Annotated in this window: 20 protein-coding genes, 2 pseudogenes and 1 riboswitch; of the genes and pseudogenes, 6 read left to right on the plus strand and 16 right to left on the minus strand. The window is 59.0% G+C overall.

What is annotated here, in order from left to right; translation table 11 throughout:
* Positions 1–116: 116 nt before the first annotated feature.
* The 4 genes from NKI61_RS18065 to NKI61_RS18080 all read right to left on the minus strand — a co-directional run bounded on the left by NKI61_RS18065 (position 117) and on the right by NKI61_RS18080 (position 3,629).
* Positions 117–1,574 (minus strand): NAD-dependent succinate-semialdehyde dehydrogenase, encoded by a 1,458-nt coding sequence (locus NKI61_RS18065; protein ID WP_352791613.1) that lies wholly within the window; start codon positions 1,572–1,574, stop codon positions 117–119.
* 168 nt (positions 1,575–1,742) lie between these two features.
* Positions 1,743–2,036, minus strand: a complete 294-nt coding sequence (locus NKI61_RS18070; protein ID WP_348625624.1) for an insulinase family protein — start codon at positions 2,034–2,036, stop codon at positions 1,743–1,745.
* Positions 2,037–2,329: 293 nt separating this feature from the next.
* Positions 2,330–2,692, minus strand: a complete 363-nt coding sequence (locus tag NKI61_RS18075; RefSeq protein ID WP_155927437.1) for a hypothetical protein — start codon at positions 2,690–2,692, stop codon at positions 2,330–2,332.
* A 709-nt stretch (positions 2,693–3,401) separates the two neighbouring features.
* Positions 3,402–3,629 carry a hypothetical protein gene (locus NKI61_RS18080; protein ID WP_352840206.1) on the minus strand — a complete coding sequence of 76 codons (228 nt, stop codon included), beginning with the start codon at positions 3,627–3,629 and terminating at the stop codon, positions 3,402–3,404.
* Positions 3,630–3,999: 370 nt separating this feature from the next.
* On the opposite strand from NKI61_RS18080, the gene NKI61_RS18085 reads away from it, so the two are divergent.
* On the plus strand, positions 4,000–4,212 hold the full coding sequence (locus NKI61_RS18085; protein ID WP_023671852.1) for a cold-shock protein: 213 nt from the start codon (positions 4,000–4,002) through the stop codon (positions 4,210–4,212).
* A 227-nt stretch (positions 4,213–4,439) separates the two neighbouring features.
* Here NKI61_RS18085 and NKI61_RS18090 read toward each other — a convergent pair whose 3' ends face one another.
* The gene (locus tag NKI61_RS18090) at positions 4,440–4,913 is read right to left on the minus strand and encodes a Ros/MucR family transcriptional regulator (protein ID WP_023693512.1); all 474 of its coding nucleotides are present in this window, start codon (positions 4,911–4,913) and stop codon (positions 4,440–4,442) included.
* Between the two features lie 1,161 nt (positions 4,914–6,074).
* Between NKI61_RS18090 and NKI61_RS18095 the strand changes: the two genes are divergently transcribed.
* Positions 6,075–7,079, plus strand: a complete 1,005-nt coding sequence (locus NKI61_RS18095; protein WP_352840207.1) for a glycosyltransferase family 10 domain-containing protein — start codon at positions 6,075–6,077, stop codon at positions 7,077–7,079.
* 137 nt (positions 7,080–7,216) lie between these two features.
* On the opposite strand, the gene NKI61_RS18100 is transcribed toward NKI61_RS18095, so the two are convergent.
* On the minus strand, positions 7,217–7,570 hold the full coding sequence (locus NKI61_RS18100) for a hypothetical protein (RefSeq protein ID WP_023671848.1): 354 nt from the start codon (positions 7,568–7,570) through the stop codon (positions 7,217–7,219).
* 911 nt (positions 7,571–8,481) lie between these two features.
* Between NKI61_RS18100 and NKI61_RS18105 the strand changes: the two genes are divergently transcribed.
* Positions 8,482–9,537, plus strand: coding sequence for a cytochrome-c peroxidase (locus NKI61_RS18105; RefSeq protein WP_352840208.1), 1,056 nt, complete (start codon positions 8,482–8,484; stop codon positions 9,535–9,537).
* Between the two features lie 444 nt (positions 9,538–9,981).
* Here the strand turns inward: NKI61_RS18105 and metE are convergent, their stop codons facing one another.
* The 5 genes from metE to NKI61_RS18135 all read right to left on the minus strand — a co-directional run bounded on the left by metE (position 9,982) and on the right by NKI61_RS18135 (position 17,660).
* On the minus strand, positions 9,982–12,330 hold the full coding sequence (gene metE, locus NKI61_RS18110; protein WP_352840209.1) for a 5-methyltetrahydropteroyltriglutamate--homocysteine S-methyltransferase: 2,349 nt from the start codon (positions 12,328–12,330) through the stop codon (positions 9,982–9,984).
* A gap of 91 nt (positions 12,331–12,421) precedes the next feature.
* Positions 12,422–12,623: riboswitch (cobalamin riboswitch) on the minus strand.
* A gap of 405 nt (positions 12,624–13,028) precedes the next feature.
* On the minus strand, positions 13,029–14,021 hold the full coding sequence (locus NKI61_RS18115; protein WP_352840210.1) for an adenosine kinase: 993 nt from the start codon (positions 14,019–14,021) through the stop codon (positions 13,029–13,031).
* A gap of 108 nt (positions 14,022–14,129) precedes the next feature.
* Complete coding sequence (metK, locus tag NKI61_RS18120) at positions 14,130–15,305, minus strand: methionine adenosyltransferase (protein WP_023693516.1); 1,176 nt, start codon at positions 15,303–15,305, stop codon at positions 14,130–14,132.
* A gap of 53 nt (positions 15,306–15,358) precedes the next feature.
* Positions 15,359–16,696: a serine hydroxymethyltransferase gene (glyA, locus tag NKI61_RS18125; protein ID WP_352447904.1), complete on the minus strand. Its 1,338-nt coding sequence runs from the start codon at positions 16,694–16,696 to the stop codon at positions 15,359–15,361.
* A gap of 619 nt (positions 16,697–17,315) precedes the next feature.
* Positions 17,316–17,660 carry a recombinase family protein gene (locus tag NKI61_RS18135; protein ID WP_023690648.1) on the minus strand — a complete coding sequence of 115 codons (345 nt, stop codon included), beginning with the start codon at positions 17,658–17,660 and terminating at the stop codon, positions 17,316–17,318.
* 387 nt (positions 17,661–18,047) lie between these two features.
* Here NKI61_RS18135 and NKI61_RS18140 point away from each other — a divergent pair, with 387 nt between their 5' ends.
* Together NKI61_RS18140 and NKI61_RS18145 are read left to right on the plus strand one after the other, a co-directional pair.
* Positions 18,048–18,350, plus strand: coding sequence for a hypothetical protein (locus NKI61_RS18140; protein WP_352840211.1), 303 nt, complete (start codon positions 18,048–18,050; stop codon positions 18,348–18,350).
* A complete protein-coding gene (locus NKI61_RS18145; protein ID WP_023671838.1) occupies positions 18,347–18,823 on the plus strand; it encodes a type II toxin-antitoxin system VapC family toxin in 477 nt (158 codons plus the stop codon). Before NKI61_RS18140 ends, NKI61_RS18145 begins: the two co-directional genes overlap by 4 nt.
* Positions 18,824–19,601: 778 nt before the next feature.
* On the opposite strand, the gene NKI61_RS18150 is transcribed toward NKI61_RS18145, so the two are convergent.
* From NKI61_RS18150 to NKI61_RS18175, 5 genes and pseudogenes are all read right to left on the minus strand, one after another.
* Positions 19,602–20,096: a MaoC family dehydratase gene (locus tag NKI61_RS18150; protein ID WP_031194149.1), complete on the minus strand. Its 495-nt coding sequence runs from the start codon at positions 20,094–20,096 to the stop codon at positions 19,602–19,604.
* A gap of 506 nt (positions 20,097–20,602) precedes the next feature.
* Positions 20,603–20,989 (minus strand): bifunctional hydroxymethylpyrimidine kinase/phosphomethylpyrimidine kinase, encoded by a 387-nt coding sequence (locus NKI61_RS18155; RefSeq protein ID WP_502899903.1) that lies wholly within the window; start codon positions 20,987–20,989, stop codon positions 20,603–20,605.
* Positions 20,977–21,560: pseudogene (locus tag NKI61_RS32925) on the minus strand (thiamine phosphate synthase); the annotation flags it as partial. The gene NKI61_RS18155 and the pseudogene NKI61_RS32925, both read right to left, overlap by 13 nt.
* 94 nt (positions 21,561–21,654) lie before the next feature.
* Positions 21,655–21,804, minus strand: a pseudogene (locus tag NKI61_RS18170) (thiazole synthase); the annotation flags it as partial.
* A 33-nt stretch (positions 21,805–21,837) separates the two neighbouring features.
* The gene (locus NKI61_RS18175; RefSeq protein WP_352840213.1) at positions 21,838–22,995 is read right to left on the minus strand and encodes a porin; all 1,158 of its coding nucleotides are present in this window, start codon (positions 22,993–22,995) and stop codon (positions 21,838–21,840) included.
* A gap of 1,009 nt (positions 22,996–24,004) precedes the next feature.
* On the opposite strand from NKI61_RS18175, the gene NKI61_RS18180 reads away from it, so the two are divergent.
* The coding region (locus NKI61_RS18180) for a radical SAM protein (protein WP_352840214.1) at positions 24,005–24,733 on the plus strand (729 nt) is incomplete at its 3' end.

Below are 24,733 nucleotides of genomic sequence, written 5' to 3' on the forward strand. Positions count from 1 at the left end.
CTCAGGATTGCGTGTTTGCTCCGGTATGACGGCCCTAATCGAGGAGCGATTCTACAATTTACATGTTTGGGGATCGCTCACTAGGTACTCGGCCTGTGACCCTGCAAGTCGATGCTTCAGATGCCGCCCATGCAGAGATATTTCATTTCGAGGTAGTCCTCGAGGCCATGGCGGGAACCCTCCCGCCCGATTCCGGACTGTTTTATCCCACCGAACGGCGCCGCTTCCGAAGACATCCGGCCGGTATTTACCCCGACCATTCCATATTCCAAGGCCTCGGCGACACGCCAGACACGCTTCAGGTTAGAGGCATAAAAATAGGCCGCGAGGCCGTAGATCGTTTCATTGGCATCACGCACGACCTGATCGGCATCTTTGAAGTGAATAATCGGTGCGAGCGGCCCGAATGTCTCTTCGCGCGCGACGGTCATCTCGCTGGTGACACCGGTCAGGACCGTTGGTTGGAAAAACGTGCCATTCGTGCCGATGCGTTTGCCCCCGCATCGAATCGCGCCGCCTTTAGCTACGGCATCGGCAATATGGGATTCAATCTTGGCCAAAGCCTTCTTGTCGATGAGAGGCCCGATGTCCACTCTGCGCGCGAATCCGTCACCAACTTGAAGTTGGCGAGCCCGTTCAACGAATTTCTCGACGAACTCGTCGTGAACGCCCGACTGGACGTAAAGGCGGTTCGCTGAAACGCAGGTCTGGCCGGCATTGCGGTACTTCGCCTGGATCGCACCGTCTACCGCGGCATCGATATCGGCGTCATCGAAGACGATGAAAGGTGCATTGCCGCCGAGCTCTAGGCTGACTTTTTTGATCTGGGCCGAGCACTGGCGCATGAGTAGGCGCCCGATCTCAGTAGACCCGGTGAAGCTGATCTTGCGGACCTTGGGATTTGTGCAAAGTTCGCGGCCGACCGCGTCAGCTTCGGATGCATAGATCAGATTGACGACGCCTTCGGGAAAGCCTGCCTGATGGGCGAGGGCGAACATTGCTCCAGCCACGAGCGGCGTCTGTTCAGCGGGCTTGAGGACGATCGTGCAGCCCGCCGCCAAGGCTGGGGAGATTTTGCGCGCCACCATCGAGGCCGGGAAATTCCATGGCGTTATCGTGCCGACGACCCCGATGGGCTGCTTGATCACCAGCATTCGGCGGTCGGCCGATGGTGCGGAGATCGTCTCGCCATAGACCCGATTTGCCTCCTCGGCATACCATTGCAGATACGCCGCAGCATGCGATATCTCCGATTTGGCTTCCGCAAGCGGCTTGCCCATCTCCGCAGTAAGAATTGCAGCGAGATCGTCGGCGTGGTCGATGATCAACTGATGCCATCGCCATAGAACGTCGCTGCGCTCACGTGCGGTAAACCCTGCCCATCGAGGCTGCGCGACATAGGCCTTGTCGATCGCAGCGCATGTCTCCTCGACACCCATATCGGGTAGTTCTGCCAGCACTTCGCCGGTCGACGGGTTGAGAACCTCAAATGTCCGCTCGCCCATCCGCGTGCCAAGTGCCGGCAGGCGATCGATGGGTCCAAACAGGTCAGGGGATCGCAGGTGACGGATCATCGGCGGGCACAGGGGCAATACCGGATTCCTCCTCAACGCAGCAGGTGTATATAGCAGGTGGGGTGTGTATTCCGGACGTAAAGGTTCCTTATAGGGCCTCGGCCATACAGCTAGCAGACCACGGTACCCAAGTGGGAGGGAGACGCTACAAGACGCCTAGCAGTTCTACTAGTCGGGCTCGACCGGTCGGTTGCGCGGTGGCAGATCCGGCCCGCGCGCAACCTTGCCATAGGTCTTCGCGGCCAGCGCCTTCACCGTCTCAGGCTCTGCGTCGCCGGCCACCACCAGCACGGCGTTGTTCGGTCGGCGGTATTCGTTGCACATCGTGAACCGATCGGTGCCGTTCAGCTTCTTCATCTCCTGCGTCCAGCCGTTCACCGGAATGCGGTAGGGCTGATTCGGCCGCAACGTCGCGTTGACCTCCTCGTCCACCAGACCTGAGGGTCCGTCTCTCTGCGCCAACGGCGCTCCTCCAGGATCACGTTTCGCTCGGTCTCGATATCATCGTCGTTGAGAATGAGGTTGAACATGCAATCGGCCTCGAAGCCCATCATCTCGCCCAAAGCGATTTATAGGCAATGAGGGCGGTATTGTAGCCGCTGTCTGAGACGGCTCCGTCGAACTCGCTGTCGGCGCGGTTGGGCGTCGCCCTAAAGATCAGACGCTCGAGGGAAGGGGCAAGGTCGGGTTTGCCCGGTGGCTCGTCGGCGCTGCGGACCTTGTGCCAGATCATATGAGTGACGATTTGCGCGGAGTCATGTCGACTGTTCCATGCCATCATCGAGCAGGAAATCCGTAATCTTGCCGCCGTCGGTGGCGGCCAGAGCCGGAGCGGTCGTCGCCAGGGCCAGGGCGGTGGCAGTGAATGCCTTGCGCAGCCAGGGGGCGATCGATGGCTCCGGTTGGAAAGGCAAGTTTCGAGGCAGTGATTTGTTCCTCATTTTCCTGAACGGGCTGCGTCTTCGATCTCGGCGGGCAGGCCGAGCCAGATGAATCATGCGGCCAAGGCTCACTCGAGCCTCATCTTGGGATGAGCCCAGGAGACCGGCGGCGGTGTTCTTGGGGGGATGGTCATTGGAGGGATTTTCCTTGATCCGCGACGCCTTGCGGACGACCACGCATGCACCGTGCCAGATCAGAAAACATTCGAGGCATGTGGACAAGTCAGTCTGACATGTTGTGCATCCGACATTGTGGGCCATCGAACAGGGCTGAAGGCGACGCGAGCACGGCTGAGAATATCTTCTTCATTGGAAGACGATTGGGCGCGCTGCTGGGGAAGGGGGACGGGATGCGCTTCGAAGGCCGCTGCACCGACGGTCAGAATTGAAATGTTGTCGCTCCAGCGGACCGATGTCCTCGACAGTCAGACCGGGCGGTGCTGAAGGGTAGAGGCGTGAGCAGCGTAGCTAAGTGGGCGCGGACCCAGCTCGCGCGCGAAGACGGACCTGAAAAAAAACGGCGGGTGGCAACATTCGCGAGGCGCTGGAAAACGAGGTCGTAGGACTGGGCGGGAAAAACGACGGCCGTTGCTGTCTTCTGGCGTGATGGCCTGCCTCGAGGCGGTTGAACAGTGATGAGTTACTGCGGAAAGGGGAGTGTTTTCGCGGGACCTTGGTCAACGTAAGAAACAAACGTCGAGCTCGCCTTGGATGGGGGCATGCAGCACATTTGCCGCTGCAGGACAGCAGCACGGAAGCTGTCCGCGCTTGCCGCCGTCCATGGGAACCAAACAGCAGAATTTAGCGGTCGCGATTGGTTTCATGTGCATAAAATACCGCCTGGCGCGCTCGGCTGCAAATGCACCCTGGCGAGTGGTCGCTTAGGTCAAGAGCATCGCGTGAGTAACAGCCTTACCTTGCTCAATCTGATGCGCGCTAACCGCCTCGCCGGATTGTGGAACTGCTCGCGGGTGGCTTCTACCACAAACAGCAAGGTCATGGAATCAAGCAGGAAGTCGTCAATCGCTTGGGCGATTGTTTCTGACTTGCCCTTGAACTGGTCCAGCAAAACGCGCGCGCTATCGATCGCTTCCACGCTGGTCGCATCGATCAACCCCTCGACCCTCTTGAAACAATCCAACTCGAAACTCCTTAAGGCGCTCCCAAGGTGTTATGCACGAAGGCAGCTCCGTGAACTACCCGGCCTTTTGACCTGGCGGCACGAGCAGCGGTCGGCCTTACGTCCCGCGCCTCCAAACACGAGCATCGACGTGGCGCTGAGGAGCGTTGGAAGAAATTGGGCGCTTCCGGCCACGCTCGAGCGGTAGTATAGGACAGTGCTTGCTGGCGGCTACGCCCACAATGGAGTGCGCCAGCTGATCGGGGCTTAACAATTTTTCGCTTTTTGCTGCGCCCAACTCTCGGCTATGACTCGGACAGGCCTAATGGCCGCCCACGTGCATTGTAGAAGAAGGAACAAGTATATGACGACTGGAACGGTAAAGTGGTTCAACAGCACCAAGGGGTTTGGATTTATCCAGCCCGACAATGGCGGTCCGGATGTTTTCGTCCACATTTCCGCTGTCGAACGCGCGGGCCTCTCGACCCTCGCTGACGGCCAGAAGATCAACTATGAGATCGAGCAGGACCGCCGCACTGGCAAGTCCTCAGCTGGCAGCCTGAGCAAAGCTGGTTGAAATTTTCTCCTGCGAAGTCGCAAGAGTGGGCGTGTAGGCCCGGAAGTGCTCACTGCCGCTCGATAGGGACGAGCAAAAAGTGAGGGCAGCAGATTGCTGCATGGGTCGCGAATTCCTCATGAAACAAGTTGTTGGAAAGGAAGGCGGGGTTGGCCCCGCCTTTTTTATGCGACGCCCAGATTAAGCCGACGGCTGCAACGCTGCAGAAGGAATTTCAATTGCCGCAATCAAGCCGCGACCTTCTTGCGAGTTCGCTTCGTCGGCACCGGCGCTTCCGGCTCTCTCGGCGCTTTCGGTTTGCGGCCGAGCCCCATCGTTTTCGCCAGTGACGAACGCTTCGCGGCGTAGTTCGGCGCCACCATGGGATAATCCACCGGCAGGCCCCATTTGGCCCGATATTCACCCGGCGTCAGCCCATAGTGGGTCGACAGATGGCGCTTTAAAGATTTGAATTTCTTCCCGTCTTCAAGGGAGATGATGTAGTCCGGTGTCACCGACTTCCTGATCGGGACTGCAGGCGTAAGGGCAACCGGCTCTTGTGCAGAGATACCTCCGGCCGTCGCTCTCAGAGCCGCATGCACTTGGCCGATGAGGGCAGGGAGATCCCCCACCGGGATCGGATTGTTGGACACGTAGGCCGACACGACATCGGCGGCAAGCTCAATGAGGGTGTCGACGTTTTTTCCGGCTTCTTCTGTCATGAAACTCTCCAGGCGGTGAAACATAGTCAGCGAAGCGTCGCTTCATAGGGCCGGTTGCCGCTGAAAGCAACAATGTCTCTGACTGCGTTATTGCCAATGCTCGTCCAGAAGCGACATCGATGCGCCATATTTCGCGGCGTGACCGCTGAGCCACTCGTTGTTGGCGACCCTGCCGAGGTGCGTGGCGCGTGCCGCTCTAACTTAGCGCCGAAGTCGCTAGTAGCCTCGAGGCTAAGCGCGCTGTTTTTGTCTCGCTTTGCTTCTTTGCACTGTGAAATCGAGCGATAGTGGTCGCTTGATGGTGGGCGTCAGGGACGATGGAACAAACGTTCATTGGCAATGGCCAAAGTGATGTAAGTTCATCGCCGGTGAGCCGCTCTTGCAAAGGGGCTGGGAACCGCCGCTGATAAACCTAGGACATCAATGTATTTCGAGGCGTTTCTTAGCCGGTCCTGGAGAGGCGGCAATGGCTGCGGATGACACCTGTTCCACGATATCAAACAGCGCGGCGACCGGCAGCTTCTCGAATCTGGAGCGGCTTCTCGCAAGTTGGCGCCGCGCCGAGAGGCCGGGCAAGGACAGTGAGCCGCCTGCATCAATCATACGCATCAACCAGCCAGCGACGCGTCCTCATACAGAATGCCGCGACCGGCCGTGTGATCTCGCCGGTAGTCGCCGAGGCCCTCTGCATGAAGCCTCCGGATGTGCTGACGATCAACCAGGCCAGAAAGGTCGACGTCCTGAAGCAGGGATGACATGAGTTTGCCACTATGCGCAGGCTTGCCATGCCCTTCCGCGGCATTTTGCGGGGCCTGTGAGTTGGGCAAGCTCGGCACTTCGATCGACTTGGCGTCACCCGGCTCATCGCCATCACGCGTTTCGGTCTGGTCCTACGCCGTGACGTTGACTCCGTTCGCGATGCCATTGAACTGCCGTGGAGAACGGCCGAGGCGGAAGAGCCGATCAACCGCCTGAAGACGATCAAACGTACCATTAGGCAGCGCCGGCTGCGAACTCCTTAGGCACGAATGCTGCCACTCAGCCGGCCTGATCACCACACGAAGCGAGGAAGAACCTGGTCAAGTGCAAAGCGACAATTGCCTCGACAGCAGGTCCCGGAAGGTTTATGCTGCCCGATGTTACCGCAATCCTGAATGGCGATTGAGTACCTTCGCGAGTGAAGGGAGTGGAACTGCTTTGTCGGCCAAATTGTTGACGGAACGCCCGGCGCCCATTGTTGCTACATGTCTAGATTCTTGGGGCGTTTTGGATGATGCAATCCACCACCTCACTCCAAAGGGCAGTGGAATCTGGAACAATGTCGCTTTTGTACGCACCACATCCTTCGTGCCCGATTGGCATATTGTCTTTAACTCTGCTTCTCTTTTTGGGCTCCCTGTTGATATCAAGGCGAGCCCCAACAGGACAATTTTTGCAATCGGCGAACCGCCGACGAAAGCTCATCGTGCATTTCATGAAGGGCAGGGGAAAAATACTATCGTCCTGACGTCTGACGCAGAGCTGGTTGCTCGGCAGAATGCAGCGCGCCGATTCGTTTTGTCTCCACCGATCACTCGGTCTTGGTCTGTAAACAAGACATATGACCAACTTCTGGTCAGCGAAGCCATGGATAAGCCACTTCGGCTCTCATGGATTACCAGTAACATCGCCCTGCTTAAAGGACATCGGTATCGGCTGGCGTTTCTGGAACGGCTAAGAAAGGAGCTCGATTTTGACCTGTTCGGCCGAGGTTTTCGGCTGATTGGAGATAAATGGAACGCACTCGCACCTTATCGCTACAGTATAGCGTTCGAGAATACTCGTGCTGATTACTATTTTACAGAGAAGCTTATGGACTGCTTCGTCGCTGAAACAATGCCGATCTATTACGGCAGCCCGGCAATCACGAGGTTCTTCCCTTCGGACTCTATGGTTCTGATTGACCCAGAGGACAAGAACGTAATCCAAAAAATTCAAGAAATTATCAACTCAGACCTCTGGAAGGAACGTCGCGGCGCAATAAGAGAGGCGAAGCGGCTAGTCCTCGAGAAATATAATACGTTTGCCTATCTCGCGGGCTTCATCGAAAGCGTTCAGGATAAACGCTTACCGCCAGAAATTATACACATCGAATCGCCTGAAGTTGATTTTTCGATAGACGAATGAAGTACTCCAACGCGCGCTCCGCGTGCCCGGCGGTTGGTGGTCTCACGAGATCGGTGCGGAACGCCCGGCGGAGAATGCCTGCTGCGCAAACGGGCCGGCACGGGCGCACAAGGTCATGCGCCCCCGGCTGCCGCTAATCAGACGAACTGGGGAAGGCCAGGAACGGAATTGAGGACCTCGTCCACGAGTTCGTCGCCGGCATGTTCCTTGGCGCAGGCGATCGTCTCGTTGGCGAGGGCGGCGATCTTTGCCATGCTGAGACCCTCACTCATCAATTGCTGCCCGAGCCCCATAAGGCCGCCACCCTCTGGGTCGTCGCCATGATACTTCGCTACTAATTCCGAAGCTCCCGGAATGGCCTCGATCATGCGCGCGCCGGGACCGTCGGCCGCGTGGCTCCGCAGGAAACCCAGCATTAACCCAACGGCCTTCTCTGCGACAGCCGGGCCGATGCCGGCACCAGTGGCGATGCGCGGTAAGATTTCTTCCATGCAGGGTCTCTCTCTCTTTGATTACGTTTACAAGGGGCCGGTCCGGCGCCCCGCGCCTTTGGCCGAACCACAATTGAACTCCACAAAATAGGCCAGCGGAGGCGCTATTGCGCCTAAAACCGCCTCTGTCAACGCAAGCTGCGTCGGACGTGCGTGTTTCCCAAACCGAAGATCATTCCAATTCACTTCATTACGCCCTGGCAACCGCACAGTTTGCGGTGGCTCGCTTATGAGCCAATGCCCCGCGCCCGTCAAATGATGACGACAACATGGTCATCGCCTAGGATCTGTGGATCAAGGTGTGAGGCAGTTGCAGCGGGTGGACCTGCTCAAGCGCCGCGCCATCCTCGCGTGATGGGATGTTCGTAGAAGCGGAGCTATATGCCGGTGTGACGATCGATGAAGGCAGAACGGCTATTCCGCTACGACCTCCATACTGTCGCATAGACCGTCGCTGCTTAGGTATTGAAACCGCCATCGCTGGTGACATCACAATGTGCAGTCGGCGGGTGTCGACAAGGCCGATTCACGCAATCAGCAGGTCAGGAGGAACGAATGAACCCTGACGTTTCAGAAGCTCACTTTTCGCAAGGCGTGCAGCGCACATCGTGCAAGAGATTGCCAGTCTTGCGGATGCTGTCGACTTTCTCAACCTTGGCTGGAAGATCGCAGTGACCGAATCTACGAAGCCGCCCTCAGGGCGTGCTTTGATGCATAAAACCGGTTGCCAACCAGGGATACTCCTCCTCCCTGAAGTCCAATCGAGAAGAGCGATCACTTCCAAGAGGGTCCCAGCTCAGCTGCGAAAACAGGTGTGAGACCCCGTCCTCTCCCTCAAGCTGATCTAGCTCAGGGCGTTCATGAGCCGCAGATCGCATAATGGCTGCGTGGACGACGCAGGAAGACCAATTATGAAAATCCTATTCAGTACGATGGCTGTCACCTTGCTGGCACCCACCGCCTTTGCTGCGGATTCGATCCCCACCGACCTCAGAGATACGGCATTGGCCACCTTCACGGCTTTGCCATCCACCACGCCGACAGTCGCCAACAACCCGATCACCCCGGAAAAGATCACTCTCGGCAAGGCACTGTTCTTCGATCCACGCGTCTCGGCGTCAGGCGTCTTGTCGTGCAATTCATGCCACAACCTGGCCACCGGCGGCGACGACAATCACGAAACCTCGATTGGCCATGGTTGGCAGAAGGGACAGCGCAACGCGCCGACTGTACTGAACGCTGTCTTCAACATCGCCCAGTTCTGGGATGGTCGTGCCGAAGACCTGAAGGCTCAGGCGAAGGGACCGGTCCAAGCCGGGATCGAAATGGCCAATACACCGGGCCAACTCATCGCCACTCTCAAGTCCATGCCGCAATATGTCGAGTGGTTCGATGCAGCTTTTCCGGCTGAAGCCGATCGGGTCACCTTCGACAACTTCGCCAAGGCGATCGAAGCCTTCGAGGCGACACTGGTCACACCTGCCCCGTTCGACAGCTTCCTGAATGGTGATGAGGTTGCCATGACTTCCGAACAGAAACAGGGCCTGGTGCTTTTCATGGACAAAGGCTGCTCGTCCTGCCATGCCGGCATCAACGTTGGTGGGCAAGCCTATTACCCATTCGGCCTCGTGGAACGGCCCAGCGCCGAAGTCCTGCCGGACAAAGACAAGGGCCGATTTGAGGTCACCAATGCAGCCGACGATTCCTATGTCTTCCGCGTGGCGCCGCTGCGCAACGTTGCACTCACCGCGCCATACTTTCATTCGGGCAAGGTTTGGGATCTGAAACAGGCCGTCGCCATTATGGGGACCACCCAGCTCGGCGTAGTACTGGCGGACGAAGAAGTTGACCTGCTTGTTGCCTTCCTCAACTCGCTGACCGGAGAGGCACCTGACGTCGCCTATCCCATCTTACCCTCAGAAACGGCGACAACGCCCCGGCCTGTAACGCAGATCTCAGGAAAATAAGGGCCAACTGGCTGCGGACTCGCAATCGAAAATGATTGGCGATTTTTACTTGGCGACACGAATTGCGACGTCCATCTCCGAATTGGCGGGACGCTAGTCTAGCGATACCCGAACCCTGCCACCTCGCCCGTAGTCTGCGCGATCAACTGGGGGGCGGACAGACGCAGCACCATATATTGTCGCTGCCTGAGCGAACGCGCCAAGCAGTCTACTTCGAGAAACGACGCGTGTCCGATTTGTTCGAGGCGCGGGGCCTGTATGTCCCCAAGGAACCGATATTATAGCGTAGTGCCACATTTATATTTCTGCGGGATTAAGACACGTGCCGTAGGGAAATTGCACATTTGCGCCGAGTGGCTCATTTCCAAGAGTGTGCCGGTTTGGCATGTTCACGGCCGACAGGAGCCAGCCGGTAGCTCACCACACGGTGAGGAAGGAGAAGCCTCAGGCCACTTTCTCCCGGAGCGCGCGCGCTGCAGCGACCATGTTCATGAGGGCAGGGCGGACCTCCTCCCATTTCCGTGTTTTGAGGCCACAGTCCGGGTTTACCCACAGTTGGCCGTCGGACAGTCGCTCGCGGGCAAGCATGATTAGGTCCGAAATCTCGCAGACCTCCGGCACACGTGGTGAGTGAATGTCATAGACGCCGGGACCGATCTCGTTCGGATATTTGGAGCTCGTGAAGGCGTCCAGCAGTTCCATCTTGGAGCGCGACGTCTCAATCGAAATGACATCCGCATCCATTCCAGCGATCGCGTCGATGATCTCGTTGAACTCCGAATAGCACATGTGGGTATGGATTCGAGTCGCGTCCTTTACACCCGTTGAAGCGATCCGGAAGCATTCGACAGCCCAGTCGAGATAGGCTTTCCAGTCAGATTGGCGCAGTGGCAATCCTTCGCGAAACGCGGCCTCATCGATCTGGATCATCCTTGCGCCGGACCTTTCGAGATCCGTCACTTCGTCGCGGATGGCGAGCGCGATCTGGCGGCAGGCTTCGGAGCGGGGTACGTCGTCTCGAACAAAGGACCAGTTGAGAATGGTCACTGGGCCTGTGAGCATTCCCTTCACAGGCTTTTCCGTAAGCGACTGGGCGAATTGCCACCAGCGCACCGTCATCGGATTGCGCCTCGATACGTCCCCGAAGATGATGGGGGGACGCACGTAGCGCGACCCATAGCTTTGCACCCAGGCATGCTGAGTGAAGGCGAAGCCGGACAGCTGCTCGCCGAAATGCTGTACCATATCGTTTCGTTCGAACTCACCGTGCACCAGCACGTCCAGCCCGATCTCTTCCTGCCAACGAATTGCTGACTCGATCTCCTTCTTCAGGAAAATCTCGTAGTCGACATAACTGAGCTGGCCCTTCGCATGAGCGGACCGCGCGCGGCGTACCTGCGGCGTCTGCGGGAAGGACCCGATTGTCGTCGTCGGGAACGGCGGCAGCCCGAGCGTGCCGGCCTGGACTCTGGAGCGCTCGCCAAAAGCGCTCTCTCGTCGTTTCATGCTATGGTCAATGCTGGCGATCCGCCCCTCAACAAGCGGGTCATGGATCTTCGTGGACGTCAAGCGAGTGGCGGCAGCCTCGGCAGAAGCTTTCAACGCGGCTGCCACCGCATCCCTGCCTTTGGAAAGGGCCCGGGCCAGCAAGACCAGCTCGTCGGTCTTCTGGGCCGCGAAGGCGAGCCACGACCTGATGTCCGCCTCGAGTTCCGTCTCCATGCGCAGGTCAATCGGCACATGCAGCATCGAGCAAGAAGGCGCAATCTCGACGCGGTCCAAGGGCCAGCCGGCGACGATCGGTTTGATGCGGTCGAGAATGGCGGGCAGGTTCGCACGCCAGACGTTGCGGCCATCGATCAAGCCGAGCGAGAGCACCAGATCCTTCGGAGCGAGCCGACCCACCGTTTCCAGCTGCTCGGGAGCGCGCACGAGATCAATATGCAGGCCGGCCAGGGGCAGAGAAACCGCGGTTTCGAGATTGTCTCCCAGCGACCCGAAATACGTAGCCAGCATGATCTTCAGCTCGGGCGCGGCTTTCGACAGCTGGCCATAGGCGAATTCGAACGCAGCTCGTTCGTTCGGGTTCAGATCGAGGACAAGCGCTGGCTCATCGATCTGCACCCAGTCGGCTCCCGACAGCTTCAGCCTCTGCAGGACTTGCTCGTAAACGGGCAGCAGCCGCGGTAGGAGCGCGATGGGACCGAACCCTTCGGCACGCGATTTCGCCAGCTTGAGGAAGGTGATGGGTCCAAGGATGACTGGGCGTGTGTGAATGCCGAGAGCTTTAGCCTCGAGGAAGTAATCGACCGGCTTCGATGACGAGAGGGCGAACGTCTGATCATCATCGAGTTCCGGCACAATGTAGTGGTAGTTGGTGTCAAACCACTTGGTCATTTCCATCGCGGTTACACCAGGTCCACGAGCCTCCTCCTGGTGACCAGCGTGTCCACAATCCTCCGTCTGACCCTGGTTGCCGCGCGCCATTGCGAAGTAGATGTCAAGTGGGACCTCGCCGCTATTCCAGCCGTACCGGGATGGAATGGCCCCGACCATGGCTGCGGTGTCGAGCACATGGTCGTAAAGCGAGAAGTCGTTCGACGGGATTTTCGACACGCCGCGATCGCGCTGCTCTTCCCAGCTAGCGGCACGGAGCGCCTTCGACGTCGCAAGAAGGTCGCCAGCGGACGATGTTCCGGACCAGTAGCTTTCGAGGGCGAATTTCAGTTCTCGCCGACGACCGAAGCGCGGCACGCCGAGCGTTGCTACAGGAATTTGCTGAGAGACAGTCATGTCATACCCCGATGGTTGGGGGCGTCGGTGACAAGGAAGGCGCTAGCAGGCCGGCACGCCGGTTGCAGCGGCCACCGAGACACCCCGCCCGTGGACGTAATTCGGCGTGGCAGGTCTCCTGGCTCGCGGGGTCATAGCCTCTACCCGTCTTCCCGAGGGTATTCGCCTCAGTGACATGAGTGGATCGGCTACGCCGCTAACAGTTGCGGGGGCAGCGCCGGCATCGCACCGGCTTCCCTCTTAGCTCCGCTGCGGCAGCACCGTACGCGAGAACCACAACAGCAGACAATCACAGCAACCCGCTCTTTGTCAATGACGCATAATGAAATGTTTATGTCGTTATATGGTCGCGTTTTACGCCTTTGTCTAGCATTGTGAAATATTCAGTCTGCTGCCCGCATTCGGCATCGTGGGACGTGATCGCAAGTCAAGTCCGACGGACGCCGAGAGTTCTCCGTTACCTCAGGAACCTTACTGGCCTTCCCCAAGCTGAGCTTCTGGAAAATGCTGGTGACGATCTGGATGACGGTGAATGCCGTCATGGCAAGCACGCCTTGCACCGCTCCTCCAGCGAGCTTCACGGCAGCAGCATGGGTCAGTTCTCCGAAGCGAATGGCTGTCGCTATCAGCGAGCTTTGACACAGTTCCGCCACTGCGGTCATCGCGTCAGTAGGGCGGCTGGTTAGTTGCCCGCGCATCTACAGCAACCCAGCCCCTTCCGCCTCGCGGCGCAAATTCTGCCTTGGCCTTGGGCCGATCTGCTGGATCACCAGGCCGGCCGCCAGCGAGCCAAGGTCGCCGCAGGTCTTGAGGTTGCGGCCCTGCGTGTAGCCATGCAGGAAACCGGCGGCGTAGAGGTCGCCGGCGCCGGTGGTGTCGACCAACTCCTTGATGGCGGTCGCCTCGATGACCACGGTCTCGTCGCCGCGCACGATCACCGAGCCTTTTTCGGAACGGGTGACGGCGGCAATCTTGCAGTCCTTGCGGATCTGAGCCAGCGCCTCGTCGAAGGATTTTGTCTGGTAGAGCGACTTGATCTCGTGGCTGTTGGCAAAGACGATGTCGACAGTGCCCGAGCGCATCAGCTCGAGGAACTCGTCCCGGTAGCGGTCGACGCAGAACGAATCCGACAACGTCATCGACACTTCGCGTCCGGCCTCGTGTGCGAGCTTCGCCGTCTGCCGGATCGCCTCCTTGGCGCGCGGCGGATCCCACAAATAGCCCTCGAAATAGGTAACCTTGGCGCCGGATGCCTTGTCGGCCTCGACATCCTCAGGGCCAAGCTCGACGCAGGCGCCGAGATAGGTGTTCATCGAGCGCTCGCCGTCGGGCGTGACGAAGATCATAGAGCGCGCCGTCGGCGGCTGTCCCTCGAGCGGCCTGGTGTCGAAGGCGACACCCTGTGCATGGATATCGTGCGCATAGATTTCGCCCAGCGCATCGTTGGAGACCTTGCCGAAGAAGGCGGCGCGGCCGCCGAAGCTGGCTACGCCGGCCGCCGTGTTGCCGGCACTGCCGCCGGAGGCCTCGATCGCCGGGCCCATGCGGCTGTAGAGCAGTTCGGCGCGGCGCGTGTCGATCAGGTTCATCGCGCCCTTGATGATGCCGTTGATCTCGAGGAATGCCTCGTCGCACTGGGCGATGATGTCGACAATGGCATTGCCGATGCAAAGCACGTCATAATCCGGCATCAATGTCTCCGCCAAAAAACCCGAGCCGGCTTCTCGCCACGCCTGCCAGGCGCGGGTCTGCCCGGTGGAAATGGGCTTTCCGCTTGCCAATCCGTTCGCCGGCGGCTCTCACGGGGCGGCGAGTCCTGCCTCGCGACGCAATTCGTCCGCCCTGTCTGTCTTCTCCCAGGTGAAATCAGGCTCTTCACGGCCGAAATGGCCATAGGTCGCTGTATTACGGTATATAGGGCGTAAGAGATCAAGCATCTTGATAATGCCTTTCGGTCTGAGATCGAACAACTCAAGAATGAGGCGCTCGATCCTGCTTTCCTCAACCCTGGCTGTCCCGAACGTGTTGACCATGACGGAAACCGGACTGGCCACGCCGATTGCGTAAGCAAGCTGCACCTCGCACACGTCCGCAAGTCCGCTAGCGACGATGTTCTTTGCGACATAGCGGGCTGCATAGGCAGCCGAGCGGTCAACCTTGGACGGGTCCTTGCCCGAGAAGGCGCCGCCGCCATGACGACCCATCCCGCCATAGGAATCGACGATGATCTTGCGTCCAGTGAGACCGCAGTCGCCGCGCGGCCCGCCGACTACGAACCGCCCCGTCGGGTTGACCAGAATTCTGATGCCTTCCGTCTCCAGGTGGGTCGGCAGGACAGGCTTTATGATTTCCTCAATGACGCCCTCGCGGACAGTCTCTTGCGAGACCTGCTCGTCATGTTGCGTCGACACGACGATGGTATCCAGGGCGACCGGGCGCAACCCCTCATAGCGCACTGAGACTTGGGATTTCATGTCAGGACGCAACCAGCCAAGCTGTTGTGCCTTCCGGACATACGCCTGCCGTTTCGTCAAGCGATGAGCGAGCTGGATCGGCAAAGGCATCAGGGTATCGGTTTCGCGGCATGCGTAGCCGAACATGAGGCCCTGATCTCCCGCTCCCTGCTGGAGGTCTTGCCCTCTTCCCTCGTCAACGCCTTGGCTGATGTCGGGCGACTGCTCGGTGAGGGCATGAACGACGGAGCAACGCCGGCCGTCAAAGCCGACAGCCTCGTCGTCGTACCCAATGTCGAGAATCGTATCGCGCGCAACTTGGCTGTAATCCACCTGGGCATCGCTGGTGATCTCGCCAGCCAGAACGACTATCCCTGATTTTACCAACGCTTCACAGGCGACGCGCGCCTTGGGATCTGTGCGGAGGATGGCATCGAGGATGGCATCCGAGATGTTGTCGGCCAACTTATCCGGGTGCCCCGCGCCCACCGATTCGGAAGAGAACACGAACTGCCTAGCCATGAATACCTCGCTTCGGATGTTGGATGTGGTATGGGCATTTTGCTTGGCCCACCTTACTTGTCGGAGATGCCCGGGACCTCGAACGCAGCGCACAAGTCGGCAACGTCTCTTCGCACGCAGGCATGGAGATCTTCGTCGTCTGGCCGCTGGAGGACGGAGTCAATGAAGCCAGCAATTTGCACCATTTCCACATCGCGCATGCCCATTGACGTCACTGCTGGCGCCCCCAGGCGAATTCCGCTTGTGACCGCCGGATGCCGCGGGTCGCCAGGCACCATATTAAAGTTTGTGATGATTCCTGCCTTTGCTAGTCGCTCGGCATAGGCCTTGCCCGATAGTGGCCGATCGCGAAGATCAAGGATCAGCATGTGATTGTCCGTCCCCCCGGTAACCAGGTCATAACCTCGCTCAAGCAGTGCATGTGCCAGAGCCTTGGCATTCTTGACCGTCTGTTGGCCGTAGCTTCGGAAGGACGGGTTCGCGGCTTCGTGCAAGGCAACCGCTAGCGCAGCGATGGCATTCATGTGAGGTCCGCCTTGCAGGTGAGGGAAGACCGCCCGGTCTATTCGTCTGGCGAGATTGTATTTGCTCTTTGTATGATACAGGGCCTGATAGCGATCTTCGTTCCTTGACAAAATGAAGCCACCGCGGGGACCGCGGATCGACTTGTGGGACGTGCTGCTGACCACGTCGCAATGGCCCACGGGATTCGGGTGCGCTCCCGCGGCAATCAGGCCGCTAATGTGCGCAATGTCGGCTACGAGATAGGAGTTCGCTTCCAGGGCAATTTCTGCCATTGCCGCGTAGTCAAAGACACGCGGGTAAGCGGTTCCGCCGACCCAAATGAGCCGCGGCCGTTCCCGCTTGGCTGTCTCGCGCAAGCGGTCATAGTCAATCTGCTGTGTCTTTTCATCTAGTCCATAGGGCACGCGTTGATAGTCAGTTCCGGAAAAGTTGATGGCCCAACCATGAGTCAGGTGGCCCCCTTCCGGAAGGGGCAAGCCCATGACTTTGTCACCGGGACTCAAAAGCGCACGATAGACAGCCTGGTTGGCCGGCGAGCCGGAATAAGGCTGGACGTTGGCATGCTCGCTGCCAAATAGCGTTTTCAGGCGCTCAATGGCCAGATCCTCAAGCTCATCAACGATCTCGTTTCCAGCGTAGTAGCGCGCGCCGGGGTACCCCTCGGCGTACTTGTTCGTGAAAATCGAGCCGTTCGCTTCCAGCACGGCCGAGGACGCAAAGTTCTCTGAGGCGATGAGCTTCAGGGTCGTCCGCTCCTGCCGCTCCTGTCTCAGAAGCAGCTCGTGGACGCGGCAATCAACCGCGGCCAAGGAAGACCGCCCGTGGGTGTCCGGCTGTGCGATCGCGCCGTCTGCGGAGTTGTCCATGGTAGCTTCGCGCTCCAATTGGATTGACCTATTTCACGATCAAGCACGCGGTCCCTTTCGGCCGCGTGTCTCGTACCGCTTCGAGCCGCTGCAGGTCCTGTTTATGATAGCCGTCGCGATGGGGCAGGAGATCGACCAATAATTGAACCAGCCCGCCGTCGTTGGATCCTGCGTTGAGATGGTACGAGCGCCACGGAGGCTGTTCGTTGCAGCAAAGAAAGTCGGCTCTGGCGAGCAGCCGGACGTGTCGCGCAACCCGCTCTCGACACACGCTCAGAATCTCCGCTAGCTCGCAGACAGTTAGGTCCGCATGCGCACAAAGGCCCAGGATTCGAAGGCGGTCAGGATGCGCTGCCATGCGTAGGCGACTAACCAGTGTCATCATGGCTCAGGACCAAGTCCTACCGAATTTCTCATTCGCGTCCTCCACAGAAGTCGCAGCTTTTGAAGGTTGTCCAACGACCGGACAAATCTCGGTGGCTGTGGCGACTGCCGATATCGCCCTGTCGAACAACAAAGGGCGTTCTTTTGCCTTTAGCCGAAATTGCAAGCAGTTCGGCCAGTCGAAGACAAGCGGGGCCACGGTTTGGAACCACTGACCTCAGACGTTGCAATAAGCCTACCATTCACAGCGAGCCGGAGTTGCTAAGAGTCTATGAATTTCCTTGAAGGATCTGTTGCAACGTTTGCCCAGCCTGGCCTGCTCCCGGTTTGCAGCGGTCATGGTCAGGCGATCCATCGCCTCTGCGAGCACGATCAGGAATTTGCCCTGCATCGCATCGCTGATCAGCTCCTGAAGGCCGGGACGCAACAGCGACCCGCCGCAGATCGCGCGGTGGGTATTGCTGTCGACGACTGTCCAGCCTTGCTTTTCAGCACGCAAGCAGCAGAGCCGCAACTGATCCTCGATCGAGGCGTCTCGGTGATTGTCAGTTGAGTAGCGAGCGCCAAGCGCGACCTTCATGAGGCGGCCCCTTACTCCGGGACGCGGTCCCGCGTCTGGCTATCCGTTTCGGCTTGAACGAAATCCCGTGCGGCCTGTCGTGCCAGCAGCCGGACCAGATTGACGAAGCGTCGATCGGGCTTCGGCGACGCACACAGCCGATTCGCGGGCCGCGCCGGCGACCACACGAAGCTTTTCGGCTGTTGCCGTTTCGGCGCGCTATGATCGCGTTCCTGTCCTGACGCGAAATACTCCGTTTCGCGACAATGATGCCAAGTCAGTGCTTCGACAAGCTGGAATTCTATCAATAACGCGCGTCGCGCAGGAGCCAGTGCTGGCCGATGACGGGGCACCTTGTGCTCCGAAGAAGCCATGGCTATATATCCGGATAGAGAACGGAGGCACGCGATGGGCAACACTGCACAGAAGAGAGCCATCGAGAATTATCGCTCTCGCCTGGCTGAGCGCGGCATCGCGCGGTTCGAGATCCAGGCCTTCGACGCAGACCGCGATCTACTGCGAACTCTTGCCCGAAAATTAACGGAGAGCGGGCCGGATGCCCGACAGCTTCGTCGGACCATACAGCAAGCCGTGGCGGGTGAGCCACCGAAAGCGGGCAGCATTCTCGCCGCGTTGCGTCGCTCGCCTCTGGTTGGCTCCAATCTCGACCTCAGCCAGCCGCGCGAAGAGGGGCGCAAGATCGACCTGTGACGCGCTACCTTCTTCATACCAATATCATCAGCAACGTCATAAAGCCGGAGCCTTCGGGCTCGTTGCTGGCCTGGATGGGCGCGCAGAAGGACGAAGACCTCTTCATTGCTTCGCTTACTGTCGCCGAAATTCGCCGAGGCATCCTAGAGAAGCCGAAGGGGAAAAAGCGCAGCAGCCTTGAAACTTGGTTCGAGGGCTCCGAAGGCCCGCAAGCGCTGTTCGCTGGCCGCGTGCTATCGTTCGACGAGAAAGCTGGCCTCGTGTGGGCGCGGCTGATGGCCAACGGCAAAGCCAGAGGCCGTTCGCGGAGCGCCCTAGACACAATCATTGCCGCTGTAGCCGAAGCCAACGAGTGTGTCGTAGTGACCGACAATGAAAAGGACTTCGAGGACGTTCAGATAATCAACCCGCTCCGTAGCTCTGGAAGCCAAGCGGGTGATGATAGCTCCAACGGTCCGGCCGATTCAATTTGAGGATTTCAGCGGCACGGAGTCCGAACGTCTCGTGTTCGCCTACCTTTAGCGATGGCTGGATTGATCTTGCTTGGTTCGGCCAGGGCGTCTCTTCCAGTTCCGCTTTAATGCCATCCCGGTTCATCTAGTCAGCTCGATCTACCAACAGTTCGCTCGCACGAGCGCCGCGGACAATGCGATCGCAGGGACTGCGCGATATGCGTGTCGAGCTCGTCCATCTTACACTCGATCTCGTCTTCGAAGGCCTCTCGCCAAACGCCACTGTAGTCGATGCCGCGCGCGGCTCGGGGCCTTCTCATCGAGGCTTTCTCGCGACTGGTCTGGCGCGCTACCAATGGCAAGTTCGCCCGCCGGGAACTCGTCGGTCTGTACTGCCAGCTCTGGGCGTCCACATCAACTGCGGAGGCTCTTGGCATCGCGGTGTTCTGCCTTTAGCTGGCAGCTCTCGAGCTCGACGAGCAGCCGATCAGCGACACCCGCGACCTCAAGTTCGACCCGGTTGACTCACCCTATTGGCAGATTCAGTCGGGGAGGATCTGCCCACTCCGATCACAAGCCGATCTTTCGACCCCGTGGTCGGGAATTCTGCATGGACCTTCGTGAAGAAGGAATGCAGCGCCGAAAGCCGAAGCGCTTCCGATACGTCGATGCGAGCCCCGATTAGGCATTCCTGCCACTCTCTAGCCGACCCCCGTGGCCGCGTTGCCGATCGGTGCGCACTGGTCGCCTACATCGCCCCGGCACGTGAAGATCGTCTCTGCTGACGCTCGTTGACAATTCAGGCCGCCTCCGGCTGGCGTTTGATCAGCGTCAGCGTCAACCAGCGCGCGGTCAGCGCCGGCTTTTTCGAGCCCTCGATCTCAATCGTCACGCCCAGCGCCGTCTGCACCCAGCCCGACGGCCTGACCTTGACGTCGGCCAGTACGAAACGGGTGCGGATGCGCGATCCGGTTTTCACCGGCGCCAGGAAGCGCAGCGATTCGAAGCCATAGTTGACACCCATCTTGCAGTTTTCGAGCGGCCGCATGGTCTCGAAAGTCATCGCCGACAAAAGCGAAAGCGACAGGAAGCCATGTGCGATGGTGCCGCCGAACGGCGTCTCGCGCTTGGCGCGCTCCGGATCGCAGTGGATGAACTGGTGGTCATCGGTGGACTCGGCGAACTGGTCGATCATCCGCTGCGAGACCACCCGCCACGGCGACACGCCGACTTCCTTGCCGACGCTGGCCAGAAGCTCGTCGAGACTGATCGGTTCCAAGCTAATGTCCTCCATTTCAACCGTCCGAAGCGCGAGCGGCTTCATTCCGTGAACAGTGTCAGCCCATGCTGCACCGACTGCCGGCCATCCATCGGCAGGATGGCTCCGGTGAGATGACTGCCGTCACAGCTGCACGAATAGAGCGTTCCGCCGGCAATCTCATTCGGCGCACCGATGCGGCCGATCCGAACATGGCTGCAGACGAGCCGGCTTGTACTCGGTCGCGGTGCGCGTCGTGCAGGCCACTGAAAGCAGCTCGTCTTGCTACCGGTGATCATTCCGCCGGCGCCGCTATGCGGTATTGTCGCAGATTGATAAAATCAATTGTCTGGATAGGAACCATCCGTGTTTCGAATTTGGAGGAGTCCAGCAGGCGGGGTGGCTTGGGGTCCTTGTTGAAGCGCGCCGGCCTCATTCACCGGTAGCACTGAGCCGGCAAGAAGCGCCAGTTCAATGACATTGGGTGTCGACACGGCAAAGCGGCATCAGATGCTACTTCATGATGCGGGATGGCGCTTGCTTCAAGAAGCGCTCGGCCTGACGTGGAAGCCAGCACCGGATCTGGACTGTCGATATGCGCCCGATATTCGCGCAGCACAGCCTGCAACCGCAGCGACGATGATCTCAGCCGTTGCGAGCATGCCAACCTTGGTGCCGGCCACTCTGTTAGCTTGAAGCGCAACGCGCATTTGACCCGTCACCAGACCGGGTTGCGTAACTTGGATTTCCAAGGCGTCTTCCTGGGTTTGCACCGTCAGCGCGCTGACAGCAAAGGCAGGTGCGCACGTTAAGGCAAGCGATCGTCTCGATCTCGCGGGCAATTCCAGCCCCACCGCGGGAATCTGACCCGACAACAACGAGCAGATGCGGTTCTCGCCCCAGCGCCATTGTACTGTCTTTCGATGCATTCTCGCGTGCGCGCTTCTGGGGCGTCGTTCAGCGCAAAGTCGGTGACCACGGCTGCGCTTTCCGCGCCAGCCTCGAAAAACGCCTTCGAGCCGGTCAGGTTGAGGCCGCCGATGGAGACCAATGGGATCGGCGCGACGTGGTGCTTCCACTCGCTGATCCGCTCGAGCCCTTGCGACGCCCATTCATCTTCTTGAGGCTAGTTGGATAGACTGGGCCGAGCGCCACATACTCCGGCTCGGCCACTGGCGCCGTTTCCAGTTCGGTGTGATCGTGGATCGAAAGACCGAGCTTCAATCCGGCGTATTTAATCGTCAGCATCGGCGGCAGCCAAATCCTTTTGACCAAGATGGACGAAGTCGCAGCCTTCCTCGATTGCCGTGCGCCAATTGTCGTTGACGCTCACTTGGCAACCATGGACCGCGCAGGCGTCGTTCGCGCGGCGGATTTCCGTCTGCAGTCCTTTCTCGTCCATATCCTTCATCCGGAGCTGCAGCAGACGCACGCCGAGCGGCGCCAGCCGGTCAACCCAGCCGGCACGTCGAAATTCAGATAGAAGGGATCGAGCTTCATGAGAAGACAGCCCTGCCGACCTTCGGTGAGTAGCGCGGTTCGAGCATTCCAGTGCTAGCTTTACGAATGGCATCGACCGCCCTTGCCGAACGCAACGCGCCATCCCGACCGGATCGGCCGCCCTCGGGACCGCCGTGTTCAGGAGCACGGCGTCAAACCCGAGCTCCATGACGTCGCCGCGTACGACGGCCGTCCGAGCCACGCATCCACAATCAAACGGAATGTAGGGGAAATGTCCGCGCATCAACTGCACCTCGGAGCTCAACGCTTCATCGCATTAGAATGAGCGTTCGAAACGCAGGATACCGCCGACACTGCTCTTCTTGTTGGCATTGGCCCAGTTCACTTCGGAAGCTTTCACCTTTCCGACGGCGGAGCCTCCGTAGCGGTCGTAGTCGAGTTCAGCCGTAACTGTGAAATCTGGAAGAAGCGCATAGGCGACGTTCGCAGCGACACCATAGTTCTTGAGCTGATCACCCGAGAGCTGAAGGTTGAACGAAGTTGTCTCGTTGACCTCGTAAGCGGCGCCAGCCCAGAAAGCCCAGTTCCCGCCCCAAATCTTATAGAAGCCGCGACCATGAGCGTCGATCGCGTTCATGGAGTCGTCGTTGAGCTTGCCATTGGAACCGTAGCCGAACATTCCGAACAGCAACAGTTCGTTGGTGACATTGATGTCGACACGGACCTTGGCGGCTACCGATTCGTAGTTGCTATCATAACCAGCAACGCCGGTGATCGCTCCCCAGCCATGTGTGTATTTCAAGCCGCCGACTATGTGCGGAGCGTAGTTGTCGATTGTGCCCACCACGCCTGAGCCTTCTTCGAGCGAAACCACGGCGGAAAAGCCGTTCGCGGCGTCGAAGTAGTACTGGACCACATCGGTATCCAAAGCGCCGTACGGAACCGGCGTCTGGTTGAGTACGTCACCCGCGCCGCCAATAAACATGTCGAAGGCCGACCAGTCCTTACCAACTCGGAGGCCACCAAGCTGAATCCAGGCGAAAGTCAAGATGCTGTCTCCGTTGAAGGCATAGGACCGAGAACTGTCCGAAACCGAAGTGTGGCGGTTACCGAAATTCACGCGGGTTTCGGTGTAGGTCTTCAACGTGCCGAGTTCGGTCTCCTGGCCGGTCCAAGCTTTCAGTGTGAAGCGCGTATTGTTTTGCCATGTACCCTGATCCTCACCAGTCCTCACATCTGAGGTTCTTGCGTGGTCAAACAATCCGACATGGCCCAAGCCGACGTCGTAACTGACATAGCCGCCGATGCGCAGGCAGGACTCGGTGCCTGAAATGTAGATGTAGCCCGAGCCGTAGACGTCGCAGATCTTGAGGTACTCAGTCGGATCAGGCTCGGGGACGATGATCACGGCGCGAGCGTCGGAAACGGCGACCAGTGCCGCAGTTGAGCCGAGGAGGAGGCTCCCAATGGTCATTGTTGATCTCCGTCTAAATAGTAAAAGGAATCGAGACCGATAAATGATTTTTGCTAAGCAAACGGTTGATAGCGCATCAAGCTGAATTCTAGGAGTGTTGCTGCACCTGTCGTGCTAATGCTCAGGAGAATTTAGAATGTGATTGAGACTTGTTGTCACATATATTAAGTAGTTATCACTCCCAGACGGTCATACAACATTTTTGTACAATCACCCTTTTCACCTCCGCGGCGGGCCTCACAAAGGGTACTACTGCAAATGACGTGCCACCCTGACGGCCCAGCTGCGGCTTGAAGCTCAAATGTGCGGGCGGACCTTGGTTCGCGTTTCCGTTCTTTTTGCCTTGCGGATCCACCCAAGCACGAACGGCAAACGTTTCGGCTACGGTTCGTCTGTTCGCTTCGCGACAGTTTGGCTTAATGGCGACGGCATTGTTTGCTGTGAGCCCCGCCGTTGAGGCATCATGCGGCGGCCACCGCTCGGTACGACGCCGTCACTTTGGCGAGCTGATGGTCGATAACCACGCGCCGCAGCCTTGCACCACTGAGTCGGTAGGCGCCAGCCTTGGCATTGCGGCGGACCTGACGGTCGCGTCGAGCAGGTTTTCGTGCTGAAAGCGGCGCGGCACAGCTAATGCTTCTGCCAGCAATTCACACAACGAGCTCATCGAGACGGCAGAGATCATTATGGGCGGCGGTAGCTGGCGTGCAAAGTCTGGACCCGACACCGTATATTGTCTCATCGGATGCTTCATCTGCGCTCAGAAGAGTCTCCCACGCGCAGATGAAGGGAAGGGACGGTGGAACAAAACGGTGCGCGTGAGGGTTTCGGCGGGAACACCATCGTCAGTCGCTGACCGAGTGCGCTCAGACCATCGCTGTCCAGCCAAGACTGAACGGCGCCCATTGCTAAAAAATTTCGAGCCCAAAGCGGAACGGACTGACATAGCGCAAAGACGCAGGCGAGCGCAGCGGTAAGGTTGGATGTTATCAGCATGGGACGGTGACCGTTGCAGACCACGAAATTTCGAGAGGCCCGGCTGCCTTGGTACACTATCTATCCGGCTGTGTCGGAGTTCTCTGGGGCGGTCGGCGCCGAGGCTTATGAGGAATGGCTCAGGAACCTGCCGGCTGATGATCCGGTGTCACTCTATCTGCACGTTCCGTTCTGCCGATCAGCCTGCTGGTATTGCGGCTTCCCAACCACCATCACCCGCCGTGATGCGCCCATCCTCAACTATCTGGCGGCGCTGCGTGACGAGATCCGTCTGGTTTCGGAGCGAGTGCCGAAGACGTTGCCCGTGAGCGACATACATTTCGGCGGCGGAACGCCGTCTCTCATTGGACCAGCCGAGTTCCTCGCTCTGATGGAGTTCCTGCGATGCCGCTTCGCCATCTCGAAAACGGCTACGGTCGCCATCGAGATCGATCCACGCACACTCACGCCCGAGATGGCGGAAGGCTTGGGAGCGGCCGGCGTGAACCGCGCGAGCCTGGGCGTACAGAGCTTCGATCCCATTGTTCAAAAAGCGATCAACCGAATCCAGAGCGAGGCCCAGACGTCGGCTGCCGTGGAAGTGCTGCGCCGGCATGGAGTAAGCCGCATCAACTTCGACCTCATCTACGGCCTGCCGCGTCAAACGGTGGAGTCGTGCGTCGAAACAGTGAGGGCAGCGGTCGCCATGCGCCCCGACCGGCTTGCCTTGTTCGGCTACTCGCATATCCCATCCCAAATAAAG

The organism is Mesorhizobium sp. M0514 (assembly GCF_040321145.1).
Taxonomy (GTDB): domain Bacteria; phylum Pseudomonadota; class Alphaproteobacteria; order Rhizobiales; family Rhizobiaceae; genus Mesorhizobium.

What these genes read in the sequence shown, in the direction of transcription:
- NKI61_RS18155 (WP_502899903.1), bottom strand. Translation starts at nt 20,989, where the DNA reads ATGCATCGAAAGACAGTACAATGGCGCTGGGGCGAGAACCGCATCTGC.
- NKI61_RS18140 (WP_352840211.1), top strand. Translation starts at nt 18,048, where the DNA reads ATGGGCAACACTGCACAGAAGAGAGCCATCGAGAATTATCGCTCTCGC.
- metE (WP_352840209.1), bottom strand. Translation starts at nt 12,330, where the DNA reads ATGACTGTCTCTCAGCAAATTCCTGTAGCAACGCTCGGCGTGCCGCGC.
- NKI61_RS18175 (WP_352840213.1), bottom strand. Translation starts at nt 22,995, where the DNA reads ATGACCATTGGGAGCCTCCTCCTCGGCTCAACTGCGGCACTGGTCGCC.
- NKI61_RS18085 (WP_023671852.1), top strand. Translation starts at nt 4,000, where the DNA reads ATGACGACTGGAACGGTAAAGTGGTTCAACAGCACCAAGGGGTTTGGA.
- glyA (WP_352447904.1), bottom strand. Translation starts at nt 16,696, where the DNA reads ATGGACAACTCCGCAGACGGCGCGATCGCACAGCCGGACACCCACGGG.
- NKI61_RS18090 (WP_023693512.1), bottom strand. Translation starts at nt 4,913, where the DNA reads ATGACAGAAGAAGCCGGAAAAAACGTCGACACCCTCATTGAGCTTGCC.
- NKI61_RS18105 (WP_352840208.1), top strand. Translation starts at nt 8,482, where the DNA reads ATGAAAATCCTATTCAGTACGATGGCTGTCACCTTGCTGGCACCCACC.
- NKI61_RS18150 (WP_031194149.1), bottom strand. Translation starts at nt 20,096, where the DNA reads ATGGAGGACATTAGCTTGGAACCGATCAGTCTCGACGAGCTTCTGGCC.
- NKI61_RS18065 (WP_352791613.1), bottom strand. Translation starts at nt 1,574, where the DNA reads ATGATCCGTCACCTGCGATCCCCTGACCTGTTTGGACCCATCGATCGC.
- NKI61_RS18115 (WP_352840210.1), bottom strand. Translation starts at nt 14,021, where the DNA reads ATGCCGGATTATGACGTGCTTTGCATCGGCAATGCCATTGTCGACATC.
- NKI61_RS18135 (WP_023690648.1), bottom strand. Translation starts at nt 17,660, where the DNA reads ATGAAGGTCGCGCTTGGCGCTCGCTACTCAACTGACAATCACCGAGAC.
- NKI61_RS18100 (WP_023671848.1), bottom strand. Translation starts at nt 7,570, where the DNA reads ATGGAAGAAATCTTACCGCGCATCGCCACTGGTGCCGGCATCGGCCCG.
- metK (WP_023693516.1), bottom strand. Translation starts at nt 15,305, where the DNA reads ATGGCTAGGCAGTTCGTGTTCTCTTCCGAATCGGTGGGCGCGGGGCAC.